The sequence below is a fragment of the Chryseobacterium sp. Chry.R1 genome (assembly GCF_039645525.1).
GTDB classification, from domain to species: Bacteria; Bacteroidota; Bacteroidia; order Flavobacteriales; family Weeksellaceae; genus Chryseobacterium; species Chryseobacterium proteolyticum.
Genome location: NZ_CP151793.1, coordinates 848,964 through 864,213 on the forward strand (window position 1 = coordinate 848,964; position 15,250 = coordinate 864,213).

Annotated in this window: 18 protein-coding genes; 13 read left to right on the forward strand and 5 right to left on the reverse strand. The window is 35.8% G+C overall.

Annotated features, from left to right (window positions below):
• Window positions 1–69 precede the first annotated feature (69 nt).
• Window positions 70–765, reverse strand: coding sequence for a pseudouridine synthase (locus AAEU33_RS03940; RefSeq protein WP_345990995.1), 696 nt, complete (start codon window positions 763–765; stop codon window positions 70–72).
• Window positions 766–840: 75 nt separating this feature from the next.
• Window positions 841–1,896, reverse strand: coding sequence for an alpha/beta hydrolase-fold protein (locus AAEU33_RS03945; RefSeq protein ID WP_345990996.1), 1,056 nt, complete (start codon window positions 1,894–1,896; stop codon window positions 841–843).
• Between the two features lie 213 nt (window positions 1,897–2,109).
• Here AAEU33_RS03945 and AAEU33_RS03950 point away from each other — a divergent pair, with 213 nt between their 5' ends.
• From AAEU33_RS03950 to AAEU33_RS04010, 13 genes are all read left to right on the forward strand, one after another.
• Window positions 2,110–3,651 carry a glycine--tRNA ligase gene (locus AAEU33_RS03950; RefSeq protein ID WP_172282101.1) on the forward strand — a complete coding sequence of 514 codons (1,542 nt, stop codon included), beginning with the start codon at window positions 2,110–2,112 and terminating at the stop codon, window positions 3,649–3,651.
• An 83-nt stretch (window positions 3,652–3,734) separates the two neighbouring features.
• Window positions 3,735–4,862, forward strand: a complete 1,128-nt coding sequence (locus AAEU33_RS03955; protein WP_345990997.1) for a serine hydrolase — start codon at window positions 3,735–3,737, stop codon at window positions 4,860–4,862.
• 7 nt (window positions 4,863–4,869) lie between these two features.
• Complete coding sequence (locus tag AAEU33_RS03960) at window positions 4,870–5,484, forward strand: YdeI/OmpD-associated family protein (protein WP_172282097.1); 615 nt, start codon at window positions 4,870–4,872, stop codon at window positions 5,482–5,484.
• Window positions 5,485–5,675: 191 nt separating this feature from the next.
• The gene (locus AAEU33_RS03965) at window positions 5,676–6,176 is read left to right on the forward strand and encodes a M15 family metallopeptidase (RefSeq protein WP_273650391.1); all 501 of its coding nucleotides are present in this window, start codon (window positions 5,676–5,678) and stop codon (window positions 6,174–6,176) included.
• A gap of 189 nt (window positions 6,177–6,365) precedes the next feature.
• On the forward strand, window positions 6,366–7,403 hold the full coding sequence (locus tag AAEU33_RS03970; RefSeq protein ID WP_273650390.1) for a patatin-like phospholipase family protein: 1,038 nt from the start codon (window positions 6,366–6,368) through the stop codon (window positions 7,401–7,403).
• A gap of 307 nt (window positions 7,404–7,710) precedes the next feature.
• The gene (locus tag AAEU33_RS03975) at window positions 7,711–8,283 is read left to right on the forward strand and encodes a DUF2589 domain-containing protein (RefSeq protein WP_172282092.1); all 573 of its coding nucleotides are present in this window, start codon (window positions 7,711–7,713) and stop codon (window positions 8,281–8,283) included.
• A 67-nt stretch (window positions 8,284–8,350) separates the two neighbouring features.
• Window positions 8,351–9,034 carry a hypothetical protein gene (locus AAEU33_RS03980; protein ID WP_345990998.1) on the forward strand — a complete coding sequence of 228 codons (684 nt, stop codon included), beginning with the start codon at window positions 8,351–8,353 and terminating at the stop codon, window positions 9,032–9,034.
• A gap of 1 nt (window position 9,035) precedes the next feature.
• Entirely contained in the window at window positions 9,036–9,593 is a 558-nt protein-coding gene (locus AAEU33_RS03985; protein WP_345990999.1) for a hypothetical protein, read from the forward strand.
• A 190-nt stretch (window positions 9,594–9,783) separates the two neighbouring features.
• Window positions 9,784–9,957, forward strand: a complete 174-nt coding sequence (locus AAEU33_RS03990) for a hypothetical protein (RefSeq protein ID WP_172282087.1) — start codon at window positions 9,784–9,786, stop codon at window positions 9,955–9,957.
• A gap of 269 nt (window positions 9,958–10,226) precedes the next feature.
• On the forward strand, window positions 10,227–11,147 hold the full coding sequence (locus AAEU33_RS03995; protein ID WP_306613375.1) for a WYL domain-containing protein: 921 nt from the start codon (window positions 10,227–10,229) through the stop codon (window positions 11,145–11,147).
• A gap of 56 nt (window positions 11,148–11,203) precedes the next feature.
• Window positions 11,204–11,833 carry a hypothetical protein gene (locus tag AAEU33_RS04000; protein ID WP_345991000.1) on the forward strand — a complete coding sequence of 210 codons (630 nt, stop codon included), beginning with the start codon at window positions 11,204–11,206 and terminating at the stop codon, window positions 11,831–11,833.
• Entirely contained in the window at window positions 11,826–12,437 is a 612-nt protein-coding gene (locus tag AAEU33_RS04005; protein WP_345991001.1) for a hypothetical protein, read from the forward strand. Before AAEU33_RS04000 ends, AAEU33_RS04005 begins: the two co-directional genes overlap by 8 nt.
• Before the next feature lie 4 nt (window positions 12,438–12,441).
• Window positions 12,442–12,873, forward strand: coding sequence for a nucleoside deaminase (locus tag AAEU33_RS04010; protein ID WP_273650386.1), 432 nt, complete (start codon window positions 12,442–12,444; stop codon window positions 12,871–12,873).
• A gap of 2 nt (window positions 12,874–12,875) precedes the next feature.
• Here AAEU33_RS04010 and AAEU33_RS04015 read toward each other — a convergent pair whose 3' ends face one another.
• The 3 genes from AAEU33_RS04015 to AAEU33_RS04025 are packed head-to-tail and all read right to left on the reverse strand — an operon-like array spanning window position 12,876 to window position 15,167.
• The gene (locus AAEU33_RS04015) at window positions 12,876–13,832 is read right to left on the reverse strand and encodes a hypothetical protein (RefSeq protein WP_345991002.1); all 957 of its coding nucleotides are present in this window, start codon (window positions 13,830–13,832) and stop codon (window positions 12,876–12,878) included.
• A gap of 46 nt (window positions 13,833–13,878) precedes the next feature.
• Entirely contained in the window at window positions 13,879–14,409 is a 531-nt protein-coding gene (locus AAEU33_RS04020) for a GNAT family N-acetyltransferase (RefSeq protein ID WP_345991003.1), read from the reverse strand.
• Window positions 14,406–15,167, reverse strand: coding sequence for a type III pantothenate kinase (locus AAEU33_RS04025; RefSeq protein ID WP_172282076.1), 762 nt, complete (start codon window positions 15,165–15,167; stop codon window positions 14,406–14,408). The genes AAEU33_RS04020 and AAEU33_RS04025 overlap by 4 nt, the downstream gene beginning before the upstream one ends.
• Between the last annotated feature and the right edge of the window lie 83 nt (window positions 15,168–15,250).

The following is a 15,250-nucleotide window of genomic DNA, read 5'->3' on the forward strand; positions in this document are numbered from 1 at the left end:
AAAATTAATGGTCGTATTAACTTTTGATATTTTATCAAAAATGAAATTGAAACGGCAAAATATGAGAGGTTAAGAATACGGGCTCAAATCGAAATTAAGAATGCCTCCTACTCTTTTAAACTCATCGTCTATTGTTGCATTTACCGTAATCCTTTCATTAGAAACTGGGTGATTAAAAACCAATTGATGGGCATGAAGCGTCATTTTGTTGATGCCAAATGTCTGAAGCCACAACTTGTTTTGTTTATTGCATCCATGCTTACGACAGCCTAAAATAGGATGCAGAATATGCTTAAAATGCTTTCTCAGCTGATGAAACCGCCCCGTTTCTGGAATGGCTTCAACTAAACAATATCGTGACGTCTGATGTTTTAAAAAAGGCAATTCTATTTCTGAAGTCTGTAAACGATGATAATACGTAACCGCTTTTTGCTTTACCTCGTCTTCATTAACTAAATCATAATCAATGGTTTCTTCTTCTTTTGCCCAACCACGAAGAATTGCGATGTATTTCTTTTCCACCTCCCGTGATGCAAACCGGTCACTCATTGTTCTCAAAGTTTCTTTATCTAGTGTAAACAGCAAAACTCCTGAAGTTTTTCTATCGAGACGATGCACCGGATAAACTTTTTGACTAATCTGCTTTCTCAGTTCCTGAATAGCATAAGTATCCGCTTCCCCGGAGTAAAAGGACTTATGCACCAGTAAACCGCTCGGTTTGTTGATGGCAATAAGATGTTCGTCGCGATAAAGAATTTCTAACATGGAGCAAAAATAGAGGATTCTTATCTATTTACTCTTAACTGCTACGGAAATACTATGAAAATTTTATAGTATACATTATTCCTCAAATTTCAAATGCGTATTGAAAAAAGGCAACATTTGATTTTCAATTCGTCCATTTTCTTTGCTAACCTCACTTCCATGTGTTCCGATATATTCTTCGGCTTCATGCTTTATTTTTAATATTTCAAGATTTTTGCTTAAACTCATACAGCTCGGTGGAATATGCTTCAGCTCATCATTTCTACCCCAATCAAATTTTATCGCCTTCAGTTTTTTAATGTTTTCATATTGTGTGAAAACCAGCTCTGAAGTAGAATTTTTCTTGAGTTCGTCCAGGACAGGAGCGCCTATTTTCAGATCATCTCCCTGAAAAGAAAATGGGAGATCAGCAAAGAAAGGAGGCTTATTCACATTTCCATTATAAGCTCTGGCAATGGCAAAAATAATATTGGTTCTTGAGTTTTCAGGTTTTGAAAGATCCTTGACTTCTTTAATATTCTGTACGTTTTTATAAGATTCAATTTCTGTCAAAGCAAAATACCTGGCATCCAGAATTCCCGGAGATAAAGCGTATACAGATGAAAAAACATCCGGATGAAGAAATGCATTTCGAAGCGCTCCGTTTCCACCCATAGAATGTCCTGAAATTCCGCGACTGTCTTTACTGGAAATCGTTCTATAATTTTTATCAATAAAATCCACCAGTTCAAGGGAAGTGAAATCGGACCAGTTTCCGGAAGATTTCGAATTGGCATAGAAGCTTCCCTTAAAAACTGTACTTTCATCAGGCATAACAATAATTACAGGTTTTATCTTTTTTGCTTCGATTGCGCGGTCGATAATATGATTGATTCTATCACTGCCTACCAAAAGACTGTCATTCCAAAAAAAACCGTGTAAATAATATATAACAGGATACCTTTTTAAAGATTTTTCATAATCCGGAGGAAGATAAACTGAAATTCTCCGCTTAGGGTTTTCACCGGCTTTGTTATGAAGTGTTTTTGCGGTAATGAAAATTGTTACCACTTTTCCTTCAGGTATTTTCTGGGCAGAAAACAGATGAACAGACAAAATAAAAGCCAAAAATATAAAACTGATTTTTCTCATTGTAAAATCTTTAATCAAAACAAATTTCGACAAATTGTCTCAAAATAAGACAATAAAAACAATCCTATTCGTGTTTTCTTTCCAAAAAGATAGATTCTTAGTTCGCTAAAAATCAAAAGAGAAAGAAAATTTCTTTTTTAGCCGCTTTTTTTGTTGAATTTCATGATTTTGGAATCCAAATTCATATTTTTGCAAATCAGACGTAAAAAAATTATGGCAAAGCAAGAAGATGTTTTCAAGAAAGTGATTTCTCACGCTAAAGAATATGGTTTTATTTTCCCTTCCAGTGAGATCTATGACGGTTTATCCGCTGTTTATGATTATGGGCAGAACGGAGCTGAACTGAAAAATAATATCAAACAATATTGGTGGAAAGCGATGGTACAGCTTAACGAGAATATTGTAGGTATTGATTCAGCCATCCTGATGCACCCTACTACTTGGAAAGCTTCGGGCCACGTGGATGCATTTAATGATCCGTTGATTGACAACAAGGATTCTAAGAAACGTTTCAGAGCAGACGTTTTGGTTGAAGATTATTGTGCTAAAATTGAAGATAAAGAGAACAAAGAAATAGAAAAGGCAGCGAAAAGATTCGGTGATGCTTTTGATAAAGATCAATTTGTTGCTACAAATCCAAAAATTCTGGAGTACAGGGCAAAAAGAGAGGCGATTCTTTCCAGGTTGGCAAAGTCCCTTGAAAATGAAGATCTTGCTGATGTAAAAGCTTTAATTGAAGAGCTTGAAATTGCAGATCCTGATACAGGTTCCAAAAACTGGACGGAAGTAAGACAATTCAATCTGATGTTCGGAACAAAACTGGGAGCTTCTGCAGATTCTGCAATGGATCTTTATCTTAGACCAGAAACAGCTCAGGGTATTTTCGTTAACTTCTTAAACGTACAAAAAACATCACGTCATAAACTTCCTTTTGGTATTGCCCAGATCGGAAAAGCCTTCAGAAATGAAATTGTGGCAAGACAGTTTATTTTCAGAATGCGTGAATTCGAACAAATGGAGATGCAATTTTTTGTGGCACCCGGAACTGAACTCGAATTCTATGAACAATGGAAGCAAAAACGTCTGAATTGGCACCGTGCCCTAGGTTTAGGTGATGAAAATTACAGATTCCATGATCATGAAAAATTAGCGCATTACGCGAACGCTGCAGCAGATATCGAATTTAATTTCCCTTTTGGTTTCAAAGAACTGGAAGGTATTCACTCAAGAACCGATTTCGACCTCAAAGCCCACGAAGAGTATTCAGGAAGAAAGCTTCAGTTCTTCGATCCTGAAAGAAATGAAAACTATGTTCCTTATGTTGTGGAAACTTCAGTTGGTTTAGACAGATTGTTCCTTTCAATCTTCTCTCACTGCCTGAGAGACGAAGTACTGGAAGACGGTTCGGAAAGAACGGTATTATCTTTACCTCCTGCGTTGGCGCCTATCAAAGCTGCTATCTTGCCATTAATGAAGAAAGATGGATTGGCTGAATATGCAGAAAATATATTCAATGATCTGAAATACGATTTCAATCTATTCTACGAAGAGAAAGATGCGATCGGAAAACGATACAGAAGACAGGACGCTATTGGTACTCCTTATTGTATAACAATAGATCACGATTCTCTTACGGATCATACGGTAACCATCAGAGACAGGGATACAATGAAACAGGAAAGAGTTCCTGTAGCAGACCTGAGAAGGATCATTGATGAAAAAACCAACTTCAGAAATTTACTTTCTAAAATATAAATACAGAGCCCTGATTTTTCAGGGCTTTTTTTATTGCTATCCCCTAATTTATTTTAAATTTGTTTAAGACAGATCTTAAACAAATGCTAAAATATATTATCGGCGGAGCTGCTGCAGGTGTAGCTTTTGCTTACCTTTTCGGATATGATTATTTATTCAGTGGAATTGCCAAAACTTATCTGAAAGGTAAATCAAGTGCCAACATTGACGACGGAAAACTGTTTCCCAGCAATATTATTTCGACAGAGTCTCCAAAGCTTTGGGAAGAAGATCCTGCTTATAACAAAAGTACTTTACCTAAAACAATCGTTGAAAACCTCATCCAATCCAATACAGCCTCTTTTTTAGTGATTAAAAATGGGAAATTGCTTCATGAGCAATACTGGAATGGCTATAACCAGCTTTCTAAAACGAATTCTTTTTCTATGGCAAAAGCAGTGACTGTAATGCTCCTGGGAAAGGCTCTTGAAGAAGGTAAAATAAAAAGTATTGATGAAAAATTCTCCAGCTTTTTCGAAGATTTTAAAAACAAGGAATTAGGTAATCAGCTAACTCTTAAAAACCTGGCCCAAATGGAATCTGGCCTGGATTGGGACGAAGATTATAAAAATCCTTTCCGCCCTAATGCAAAAGCCTATTACGGAAGGAGTCTCTTAAAAGCTACTTTTTCAAAAAGATTTAAAGCAGAACCCGGGACACGGTTTGAATATCAAAGTGGTTCTACTCAACTATTGGGATTTGCCATAAAGAAATCAATAAACCAAACACTCGCAAGCTACTTATCTGAAAAATTCTGGATTCCTTTAGGCATGGAACAAAATGCCGAATGGAGTGTGGATAATAGCCGAATGGAAAAGACATATTGCTGTATTCATTCCAATTCCAGGGATTTTGCAAAGCTCGGACAGCTATTCCTGGATGATGGCAAGGTAGATGGTATCCAGGTTCTTAATTCTGATTTTATTGAGTTGATGAGAACCCCTACAAAAAAATCCGAAGACATCTATGGGATGGGGCTCTGGATTAATCATGACAATCCTGTTAAACATTATTATTTTCTTGGACTTCAAGGTCAGTATATCATTATGGTACCAGATCACAACATGGTTATTGTAAGAACAGGAAGCTATGAGAATTCTCCTAAAAATGACAGAGGAAGACCAGACCAGGTAAGATTTCTTGTGAATGAAACAGTAAAATTATTTAATTAAAAGGATCATGAAAAAATATAGCGCACAGGTTGATGAATATATCGAAAAATCCCCCGATTTTGCAAAACCCATCTTACGCTACCTTCGGGAAACGGTTCATGAGTTTTGCCCTGATGCAGAAGAGGCGATCAAATGGAAATTTCCTACTTTTATGTACAAAGGCAAAATACTTTGTTCCATTACTTCATTCAAACAATATTGCAGCCTTGGATTTTGGCTTCACGGGGAAATGAAAACCATTGCAGAATTGGAAACGACAGCTGAGAAAACTTCGATGTTTAGCTTAGGTAAGATTACTAAAATAGAAGAACTCCCTTCAAAAGCTCTCTTGAAAAAAGCCATTCTTGAGGCTATGGAACTAACAGATATGGGAGTAACCATGAAAAAAACACCTCCAATAAAAACAGAAACTGAAATTCCCGATTATTTCAATAAAGCTTTACAGCAAAATAAAAATGCTTTAAAAGTATTTGAATCAAAATCTCCATCTTTTAGAAAAGAGTATATCAATTGGATTACCGAAGCAAAAACTGAAGCTACAAGAAATAAAAGGATAGAACAAGCTCTTGAATGGATAGAAGAAGGTAAAGGAAGAAATTGGAAATATGAGAAAAAATCCTAAATCATTATCTTTTATCTTATTTACGCATCTAAAAAATCATCTCTCAGTCACTGGCAGAGATGGAAACAGGCTATAAACTCCCTGTATTGCAAAACTTAATTCCACACCCGTTGAATTCATTCTAATATACGTCAAGTTTTGGCGCTATCCATATCTACTTTTGTTTTCTAAAAAGACTAAATTTTGTAATTATGGATAAAGTGACCTTAGAAAGAATAGAAAAACTTCACCCTCTGGTAAGAGCGGAAGTAAAGCAAATCATTAAAGAATGTGACGAAGCCCTCACCGGAAGAGCAAAAGTAAGAATTACGCAAGGTTTACGGTCCTTTGAAGAACAGGAAAAGCTCTATGCAATAGGAAGAATTACCTCCGGAAAAAAAGTGACCAATGCCAAAGCCGGACAAAGCATCCACAATTATGGTTTGGCGGTGGATATTTGTTTGATGATCGATGGGAAAACAGCAAGCTGGGACACTGCAAAAGACTGGGATAATGACGGAGTAGCCGATTGGTATGAGTGTGTCAAAATTTTCGCGAAACACGGCTGGGATTGGGGAGGAAACTGGAAAACGTTTAAAGATCTTCCTCACTTCGAAAAAAAGAATTTTCCAACCCAAAAAGGGCTTGTAAAAACCACCTGGAAAACCCTTTCTAAAATGGCAAGGGATAAAGCCGGATATATTATTTTTTAATACTTTTTATTTGAAAATAATTATAATACGACAAGTTCTGTCGCATTCTCCGCCTATCTTTACTTTACAAGAAAACAACAAAAGCAAACAAAGTCTGCATGATAAAAAAAATTGTTTTATCCCGAAGAATGACCCATGGTTTTGAATATTAAAGATTGTAAGTGTTCTATTAACAATTAATATCAACAAATGAAAAAGACAACCATTCTTTCTTTAGACGGCGGCGGAATAAGAGGCATTATCACCTGTATTATTTTACGCTATATAGAAGAGCAGCTCCAATATTATGATAAGCCCAATGCAAAACTTGGTGATTATTTTGATTTGGTAGCAGGAAGCAGCACGGGAGGACTAATCGCTTCAATTATTTTATGTCCCGATGAACATCGAAAAGCAAAATACTCTATTCAAAAAGGGTTAGAGCTGTATGCTGAAAAGGGGGGTAACATATTCCAGGTTTCTTTTTGGGAGAAACTTGTAAACCCTTTTGGATTGATTAATGAGAAGATTTCTCAGGAAGCACTTGAGAAAAATCTGAATGATTTTTTTGGACATCTTGAGTTAAAGGAATTGATAAAACCATGTTTAATTACGAGCTATGATATAGAAAACAGAAGAGCTAAACTTTTTAATTCTTGGGAAGCCAGCCTAAGTACTGATAATTTTTATGTAAAAGATGTTTGCAGGGCAACTTCGGCGGCACCCACCTATTTTAGTCCGGTCCAGATAAAATCGATGTACGGACAGCTTTTCAGCCTTATTGACGGAGGGATGTTCGCCAACAATCCTGCACTTTGTGCGTATGCCGAAGCAAGAAAAATTCCTTTTGCCGAAGTATTGAAAAATCACCAGAAAGCCAACCACCCCACTGTTAATGATATGATCATCGTATCAATAGGGACCGGGATTGAATCCCGAAGTTATTCTTTCAAAAAACTGGAAAAAGCAGGAAAAATCGGCTGGGTAACTCCTATAATTGACATTCTGATGTCTGCGAATGCAGAAACCGTAGATTATCAGTTATGTCAGATGTTTCAGACATTAGGGTTAAGAAATCAAAAAAATTATTATCGTATCAATCCTTCATTAAAGAATGCATCTCCGGCTATGGATAACGTAAGACGTTCGAATATTGAAAATCTGATCCAGGCAGGATTGAGCTATATTGATGATAACAGAGAAACATTAAATCAAATTGTACAGAAGCTCATTAAAAACAAAATATAAGCTTTTAAGCTTATATGGTATGATAATAAGCTTTAAAGCTTATAAAGATAAATATTTGTTCTCAACAGAAGTATTTTCTAACACGACGAGTTTTGACGCCACAACTAATTATCTTTGAAATAACAAAATAACCAGGGAAATCAAAGCAAACAACCTGCTTCAACCCTAAAATATCCCTATTAATTTTAATCCGTTTTTAGTTTCAGTTTATGAAAACTGAGCCAGGATATGTATTACCTATAGAATATTAGTCTGCTAGCACTACTATATATTATTAACCAATTAATAACCTTAATAATTTTAAATTATGGCAAATTTAGTACAAGAATTAAACAGTTTGGATTTCAGTGTTTATATCGGAGGACCGATGCAAGCAGCCATTAAAGCTCAACATGATGCCTCTATTTCACAAGTGGATTTCATCAAAGAAGTCGGGTTCTATCCGGAAGGACACCCTAAAGCAAAAGAGCTAAGATATGTAGATTTCAAATATAAGAAATCCGTACCTGGTGCAAATGATACGGTGACACAGTCTGAAGTTACCTTACAGGTGCCTTTTCTTTCAATGCTTACGATTCCGGCTTTGAGAATCGATGAAATGACCATTGATTTTAACGCAAAATTAAATTCAGTAGAAACACAGTCTGCTTCAAGTGAATTTTCCGGAAGTGCATCCATAAGTGCAAAAATCTGGAAAGTAAAATTCAACGCTTCCGCTGCTTATAAGAAGACCACTTCAAGTACTTCTACGACAGAAAAAACATATACTTTGGGAGTACATGTAAAAGCTGTAAATGATGAACTACCTGCCGGTCTTGCAAAGATTATGGACATGCTGGAAGATGCTATTGTAGCTAATGCTGCTGCACCAACTGCTTAATCTCATTTATTCAGATGGCTGCCCGGGCAGCCATCTCTTTTAAACTTTTAAATATAAAAAACTTATCATGCCAAAATTGAATGAATATTTGGGAGGAATTGTTTCTGAAATTGCTTCTGCCAGAAAAATGGCAGACCTCCAAACAGTACAGATTGCAAAAGAATACGCACAAGACGATCTACTGAAACATTTTTCCATTCCAAGAATGAAAGTCGGAACTGTAGATCTTACAATACCTTTTGCTACGGCAGGCAATTCACCCATCATGGCCTTTAGAGATTTTGCTTACCACGAGATTATTAAAATAGCTAAGACCAATTACAATCCTTCCGATATTAAAAGCGATCAAAGCCTGAGGGCTTTTCTGGTGGATCTTGAAGTTTATTATAATGATGCTATCAAAAAAATACAAGACGATAATACTTCTATCATTACCGATTCACAAATACAATATTTTGATCCAATTCCCAAATATACACTGGAATTCTGTCAGTCGTTACCCAATTTCAGCTGGAAGCAAACAGACCCTCAGTTTTTCCAGCAGAGTATCCTGAACAGAGTTGTTCGGGAAGCAAGGAAAATCATAGAAAAGATCGACGATTACGAAATTATTGTGGAAGCAAGTAGACTGATGGAACTGGATGCCAAATGCCTGATCTATGCTAAAATGAGCGTAAGTGAGGCTGGTATGGAATGGTCCAGGTATGAAGACATTAACGGAAATATTATAGAAACCTTAATTCCTGAATAATATGGTAAAGAAATCACAATTCATTCTGGTTTCCCAGTTAAAGGATAATCTTCAGGAGTTTCCTGTGATCGTTACTGCATTAGAAAAAAAGGAACCTTTCTTTATTGAAAAAACATTATCATGGCTAAAGTCTGTAGAAGAGATTTTTTCCCATAATAATATCAGTGAGGTTTCTGAAATTGCAGGATTCAGAAGTAAAATCCTGGCAGCTAAATACAGTGATGAAAGAGGTTTTAACACAAAGAAAAACCAGATAAAAATTGCAGCCAACCTTCTGTATGATGTACAAAACTGTGTAATTCAGGTTTTAGCACCTCACGAAGGGAAAATGAATGATTGCAGGGACATCACAAAACAGATACTTACCATAACAGCACAAAAAAAAGGACTGCAGTATACCAAGGAAATAGACTTCAATGATTTTGTTCAAAAAGTGTGGTGGTATATCCTTTCCGATGCGGACCTAAAACCCGGAGGAATCAAACTTAAATCAATGCTTTCAGAAATGGACATTAGTATGCTGATTGCCGATGAAATAGATCTTGAAGATTTCTCCTAATCTAAAAAATAGCTCAATTTTTTTGAGTTATTTTTTTTAATACGTCAAGTTTTGTCGTCCCCTCTTTCTACTTTTGAATCATAGACCAAGGCACAAAAAAACAATCTTTAAAAACTTTCAAAAGCCATTGAATTCAACATTAATTAATGCTGAACAGCCTAAAATATGTTCAATCTTTAAAACACACGACATGGAAACACCAAATCACAATCCAGATATAATTTTTGATACCGATCTCTACACTATAGAGTGGAGTGACATCGAAAATGTGGAGATAGATTATGAAAACTATCTCAATGATATTGAGCTCTTTTTCAAAGAAGATTTTGAGAATGAGATCCTCGAAGACGATATTTATTTATAAACCTTGTTAGTTATGAAGTTCCGTTGCTATCTGATAATCTCACAGCTCCATAATACCTTTTAAACACCAATCATTATTGGATAGCCGGAACTTTTTACCTTTTTAGCGTTCAGAAAGAAATGATTCCAGAAACTCATTTAAAAAAAACAAAAATACGACATTTTTTGTCGCATTAAGAGCATATATTTGTATTATAAAAACTTAACCGTGAAACGCTTGCGTTCCATTTGAAATAACTGACTGGAAAGCTTTAAATAAAATTAACCCGAATGAAAAAAGATTTTTACTTAACAAGATATGCTCTGATTATTAAAAAATTAGAAAGTGCTCCTGCTACCTATTCTCAGCTGGAAGACTATCTTTTAAATTCTTTTGAATTTCAGGACGCTGATATTAAGAGTTACTCCATCCGTACTCTTCAGAGGGATATCCGTGAGATATCTGATCTTTTTAACCTTTCTATCCATAATAAGAAGAAAGGTGATAACCGTTATTATATAGAAAGCCGTCCAACGATGGAAGTGGATGAGTATAACCAGAAACTCCTGGAATCCTTTCAGGTAAGTAATGCTTTAAATGTTCATCCGGATTTTTCAGGGTACATCTTTTTTGAATCCCGAAAACCAACGGGTGTAGAGCATTTCTATGATCTTTTCTTTGCCATTCGTAATAAACGTGTCGTTTCTTTTGAACATTACAATTATAAAAATAAAGTCATGACATCAAGAAAGGCACACCCTTTAGCATTAAAAGAATCTAAAGGCAGATGGTATCTCATTGCTATAGATACCAATGATAAAGCACTTAAATCGTTTGGACTGGACCGGATCAATTATTTGGATGTAAGTAAGACCAAATTCCGGGAAAAATATCGTTATAACTTCCGCGAATATTTTAAAAATGCATTCGGGGTTATGAATTTAACAGAACAAAAACCTCAGAAAATTACATTGAAATGCTCACGTCATCAGGGAGAATATATCAAAAGTTTTCCGCTTCACCAATCTCAAAATGAGATTAAAGAAACTCCTGAAGATATATACTTTGAGTTCTTTTTGCATCCTACTTATGATTTTATGCAGGAAATCCTTTCTTACGGAAAAGAGGTAAAAGTCCTTGAACCTAAATCTTTAGTTGATGAAATCCGCAATCATCTGAAAGAATCATTAAACAGCTATCTGGAAGACTAATAAGGACCCATTTTGAATTAAGTTTTTTTGACTATTTTTACATAAATATCCACAATTTGAAATCTTTATTACTGTTATTATGCTGTTTTTGTTCTGCAACATTCTTCTCTCAGCAACGGGAAGAGTTTAAGCAGGTAAAAAACTATTATAATCAGCATCGCAGTATGCTGAACACTGAGTTCAGAAAAAAGTTTGATGCTGAAACCGGTAATTTTCAAAAAGCAGCCATTAAGCAGGATTTTATTTTTTTCATGAAAAAAATGGATAGTATAGAAAATGTTGCGTTAATCGGAGCTCTATTAAGAGTAAAAAATACTGAAGACCTCAGCAGAATCCGGTTGGAAAACAGAATGGCAATCCCCGAAAAGGCCCCGGAAATCTTTCCCATTACAGACAAGTCAGCAGATTATCCTGGCGGTATTAATGCTCTGAGGCAAGAGGTCGCCCATTTGTTCTATATTGATGGAGTCTTCTCAGAAGAGAAAACAGTAAAAGCCAATGTTGCTTTTATCGTGGAGAAGGATGGCACTATCAGCAATGTAGAAGCACAGGGCGATAATTTCACTTTTAATCGCCAGGCCCAGATTGCATTATATTCTCTTTCAGAAAAATTTTCTCCAGCAATCATCAACGGTGACCCCGTTAGATATCGTTTTAAACTTCCACTAACTATGACTATTGAATAACGTGAAGAAGTACTGTACTTTTTATCTAATTTCATTATTCTCTTTTTATTATTCTCAGCAGACAGAAGGACTTCGAATAATTAAAAATAAATACGCTTATGAATTTGAAAAAATAGAAAATGCATCCGAAAGTTCTATTATCCAAAAACTATCTAAGAAGCAGTTGAATGAATTTATAGTAAAAAAGAATGCTGCTATTTCAGTCTTAGAACTTAAAAGAAATAATGAGTATTTAGAGGAGCTTACGAGGATGAAACTTTATGAATCTACTCATAAATCTGATATCCCTTCTGTTAAAAAGTTAGACGAAAAGGGAGAGATTGTGGCAGAATATTCTAAAGGAATCAATCAGTTTAAACAGGAAATTTTAGATAATTTTTATGCTGGCACTATTAATGCGGATGGAAAAATCAGTTGTGTAGTAAATTTTATTATTGACAAAGATGGGTCCATTGTTGAAGTAAAAGGAGTCGGTGATAACGAGGATTTTAATAAACAAGCTGAACTTGCGGTATATTTGTCTGATGGCACATCGGAACCAGCAAGGATTGATGGTTACACTGTAAGATACAGGATGCGTCTTCCCCTAACAATTCAATTTTAATTATATGTTTACTGACGAATACTTTATGAAGATGGCTTTCCAGGAAGCAGAGCTGGCTTTCGAAAAAGATGAGGTTCCGATCGGCTGTGTAGTCGTTTCCAATAACCGTGTTATTGCAAGGGCACATAATTTAACCGAAACCCTTAATGATGTAACGGCTCATGCAGAAATGCAGGCGATTACTTCTGCAGCAAATTTTTTAGGAGGAAAATACCTGATCAATTGCACATTGTATGTTACTTTAGAGCCTTGTGTCATGTGTTCAGGGGCACTGGCCTGGTCACAAATATCCAAGGTAGTTATTGGCGCAAGAGACGAGCAAAGAGGCTTTATCAATAAACACCTCAGCCTCCACCCCAAAACTGAAGTGGTTACAGGAATTATGGAACACGAATGTTCGGCAATCGTTAAAGAGTTTTTCAGATCAAAGAGATAAGATTAATCCTTACAGGTAATATTAAAAATACTCTTTTCAATTTTCTTATATGATTTTTGTTGTGGTTTAAGTTCCATTCTATGATACTTATACATTGTATCAAGATTATGGTATTCATCATCTTCTGACGCTCCCTGGGGGTGTTTTGCCGTATAGACCTCTTTGGAAGCATCGTAGTTATAGTTGTAATTAAGATAAGACTCCTCATCAAAGTCCTCCTGCATTGATCTTTCTCCAGGCCCATATGCCTCCATATTATAAGCCAGATTACTGATGATAGATTCTTTTGAAAAGCCGGATACCCCTCCATTAATAAACGTTTCCATTTCTTTCAGTTCTGCCGGCTGAAGATCTTTTCTGAGAGAAGAAGGGCGATCATCACTTCTGAAATATAATCTTCCTTCTTTAAATTTTGCCGTAAACGGTTTTTGCCTTACAGCAGATGAATAATACATAACAATAAAATTATTATACCTTTTATTTTTTGCTACATAGTGCAAGTCTTTAGCCTGATCAAACAAAGCCACAGAAAGGATAATATCTTTAAAATTACTACCAAACTCTTTTACCATTGGATAAGAGAAACAGTTAGCATCATCATTTAACACAGGCTGAATGCCCTGTTCTGAATTTCCCATATAAATTTTGGTATCCCTCTCAAAGTTATCAAACATAACTTTAGTTCCTTTTTGGCCGGCATCATATCTGCCGTACACATCAAAAGGATATTTAGGTGTAGAAGGGATAAAAGAAATGAGATTATCATTATCCATACTCCATGTTCCAAGAATAACCTGCCCAAATGTAGCCATCACAAAGCGGTGGTTTTCCAAAAGTATCCAATTATAGCCTCCGTCATCAGGATTTCCAGAATCCACGTGATAAGATCCGGAAACTTTGGTCTGTGCAGTAGAAAAGATAGTACTGTTGAGCAGAAATAAGATAATCAGCTTTTTCATGGTATAAGTTGGTGAAGTTAAAACCTACACCTAAGATACTGAAAAACTATTTGCTCTTAAAAATGGAATACATGGGAACGTCAAAGTACTGCCCGTCTTTTTTAAGGTGCTGTTTTAGTATGGCCTCCTGCTCCATTCCTATTTTTTGCATAATCCTTCCGGATGATGGATTGTGGAAAAAATGAGTGGCAAAAATCTTGTTAAATCCAAGCTCTTTAAATCCAAACTCAACCACTGCAGAAGCAGCTTCTGTTACGTATCCTTTATTCCAGAATGGGACAGCAAGCCAATAGCCCAATTCAGCTTTATCATCTCCTCTGTCGTGAAGTCCTATAGCTCCAATAATCCTATGCTCTTTATTTCGGATCGCAAAAGTGAACCCTGATTTATTTTCAAAAGCTTCGTTTGAAATTTTCAACCAGAATTCAGCATCCTTTTCAGTGTAAGGATAAGGAATATTAGAGGTGAGCTCTGAAAAAACTTTATCCTGAAGATATTCGACAATTAAAGGAATATCCCCTTCTTCCAGCTGTGAAAGAATCAGTCTTTTTGTTTCTATTACAGGAAATTTTTTCATGATTGATCTTTACCTAAAAAATAAAGTCCCTTTAAAGTATGAAGTCTGTCCGTAATATGTATTTTATTGGTTAAAGGCTTATACACATGAGAAACACCACCGGTCGCAATGACGAAACAATCATCATTCACCTCTTCATTAATACGATCTATAAATCCTTCCACCATTCCCAGGAAACCATAAACCATTCCGCTCTGCATACAGGTTACAGTATCAAGCCCTAAAACAGATTTTGGTTTTTTAAGTTCTATTTCCGGCAATTGGGCTGTCTGGCTGATGAGAGAGTTTAGCGAGGTAACAATTCCCGGCGCAATAATCACCCCCAGCGTTTCACCGGTCTCAGTAACACAACTTGCTGTAAGTGCGGTACCGAAATCTATAATAATCTTCTTACGGCCAGGGTACATATTATGTGCTGCTACCAAATTGGCATAGATATCTGTTCCCATTTGTTTGGATTTTGCCTGAACCCCGGAAGGAGTATTTCTATCAACAATGACAGGGGAAATTCCGTGTATTTTTTTAATGGCAGAGCTCATTACTTTAGTAAGCTGAGGAACTACTGAACCAATAATCACATTTTGTATTGCGCCCGGTTCAATCTTATAGGTCTGATACAACATCAGCATCTGGACATACAATTCATCAGCGGTTCTGTATGGCTTCGTATTAATCACCCATGAAATATCACAGTTGTCATCATCAAAAAGACCAAATCTTATATTGCTGTTTCCAATATTTATAACAATAGAGTTCATTTATTTTAACTAAATGGGTTTGAAAATGAGTGTAAAAATAAGGCTTTATGGTGAAAAGTTCTATGAAACTGCCTATTAATTTA

Excerpts from the sequence above, each read along its gene's own strand:
- AAEU33_RS03940 (WP_345990995.1), bottom strand. The coding sequence starts at position 765 with ATGTTAGAAATTCTTTATCGCGACGAACATCTTATTGCCATCAACAAA.
- AAEU33_RS03945 (WP_345990996.1), bottom strand. The coding sequence starts at position 1,896 with ATGAGAAAAATCAGTTTTATATTTTTGGCTTTTATTTTGTCTGTTCAT.
- AAEU33_RS03950 (WP_172282101.1), top strand. The coding sequence starts at position 2,110 with ATGGCAAAGCAAGAAGATGTTTTCAAGAAAGTGATTTCTCACGCTAAA.
- AAEU33_RS03955 (WP_345990997.1), top strand. The coding sequence starts at position 3,735 with ATGCTAAAATATATTATCGGCGGAGCTGCTGCAGGTGTAGCTTTTGCT.
- AAEU33_RS03960 (WP_172282097.1), top strand. The coding sequence starts at position 4,870 with ATGAAAAAATATAGCGCACAGGTTGATGAATATATCGAAAAATCCCCC.
- AAEU33_RS03965 (WP_273650391.1), top strand. The coding sequence starts at position 5,676 with ATGGATAAAGTGACCTTAGAAAGAATAGAAAAACTTCACCCTCTGGTA.
- AAEU33_RS03970 (WP_273650390.1), top strand. The coding sequence starts at position 6,366 with ATGAAAAAGACAACCATTCTTTCTTTAGACGGCGGCGGAATAAGAGGC.
- AAEU33_RS03975 (WP_172282092.1), top strand. The coding sequence starts at position 7,711 with ATGGCAAATTTAGTACAAGAATTAAACAGTTTGGATTTCAGTGTTTAT.
- AAEU33_RS03980 (WP_345990998.1), top strand. The coding sequence starts at position 8,351 with ATGCCAAAATTGAATGAATATTTGGGAGGAATTGTTTCTGAAATTGCT.
- AAEU33_RS03985 (WP_345990999.1), top strand. The coding sequence starts at position 9,036 with ATGGTAAAGAAATCACAATTCATTCTGGTTTCCCAGTTAAAGGATAAT.
- AAEU33_RS03990 (WP_172282087.1), top strand. The coding sequence starts at position 9,784 with ATGGAAACACCAAATCACAATCCAGATATAATTTTTGATACCGATCTC.
- AAEU33_RS03995 (WP_306613375.1), top strand. The coding sequence starts at position 10,227 with ATGAAAAAAGATTTTTACTTAACAAGATATGCTCTGATTATTAAAAAA.
- AAEU33_RS04010 (WP_273650386.1), top strand. The coding sequence starts at position 12,442 with ATGTTTACTGACGAATACTTTATGAAGATGGCTTTCCAGGAAGCAGAG.
- AAEU33_RS04015 (WP_345991002.1), bottom strand. The coding sequence starts at position 13,832 with ATGAAAAAGCTGATTATCTTATTTCTGCTCAACAGTACTATCTTTTCT.
- AAEU33_RS04020 (WP_345991003.1), bottom strand. The coding sequence starts at position 14,409 with ATGAAAAAATTTCCTGTAATAGAAACAAAAAGACTGATTCTTTCACAG.
- AAEU33_RS04025 (WP_172282076.1), bottom strand. The coding sequence starts at position 15,167 with ATGAACTCTATTGTTATAAATATTGGAAACAGCAATATAAGATTTGGT.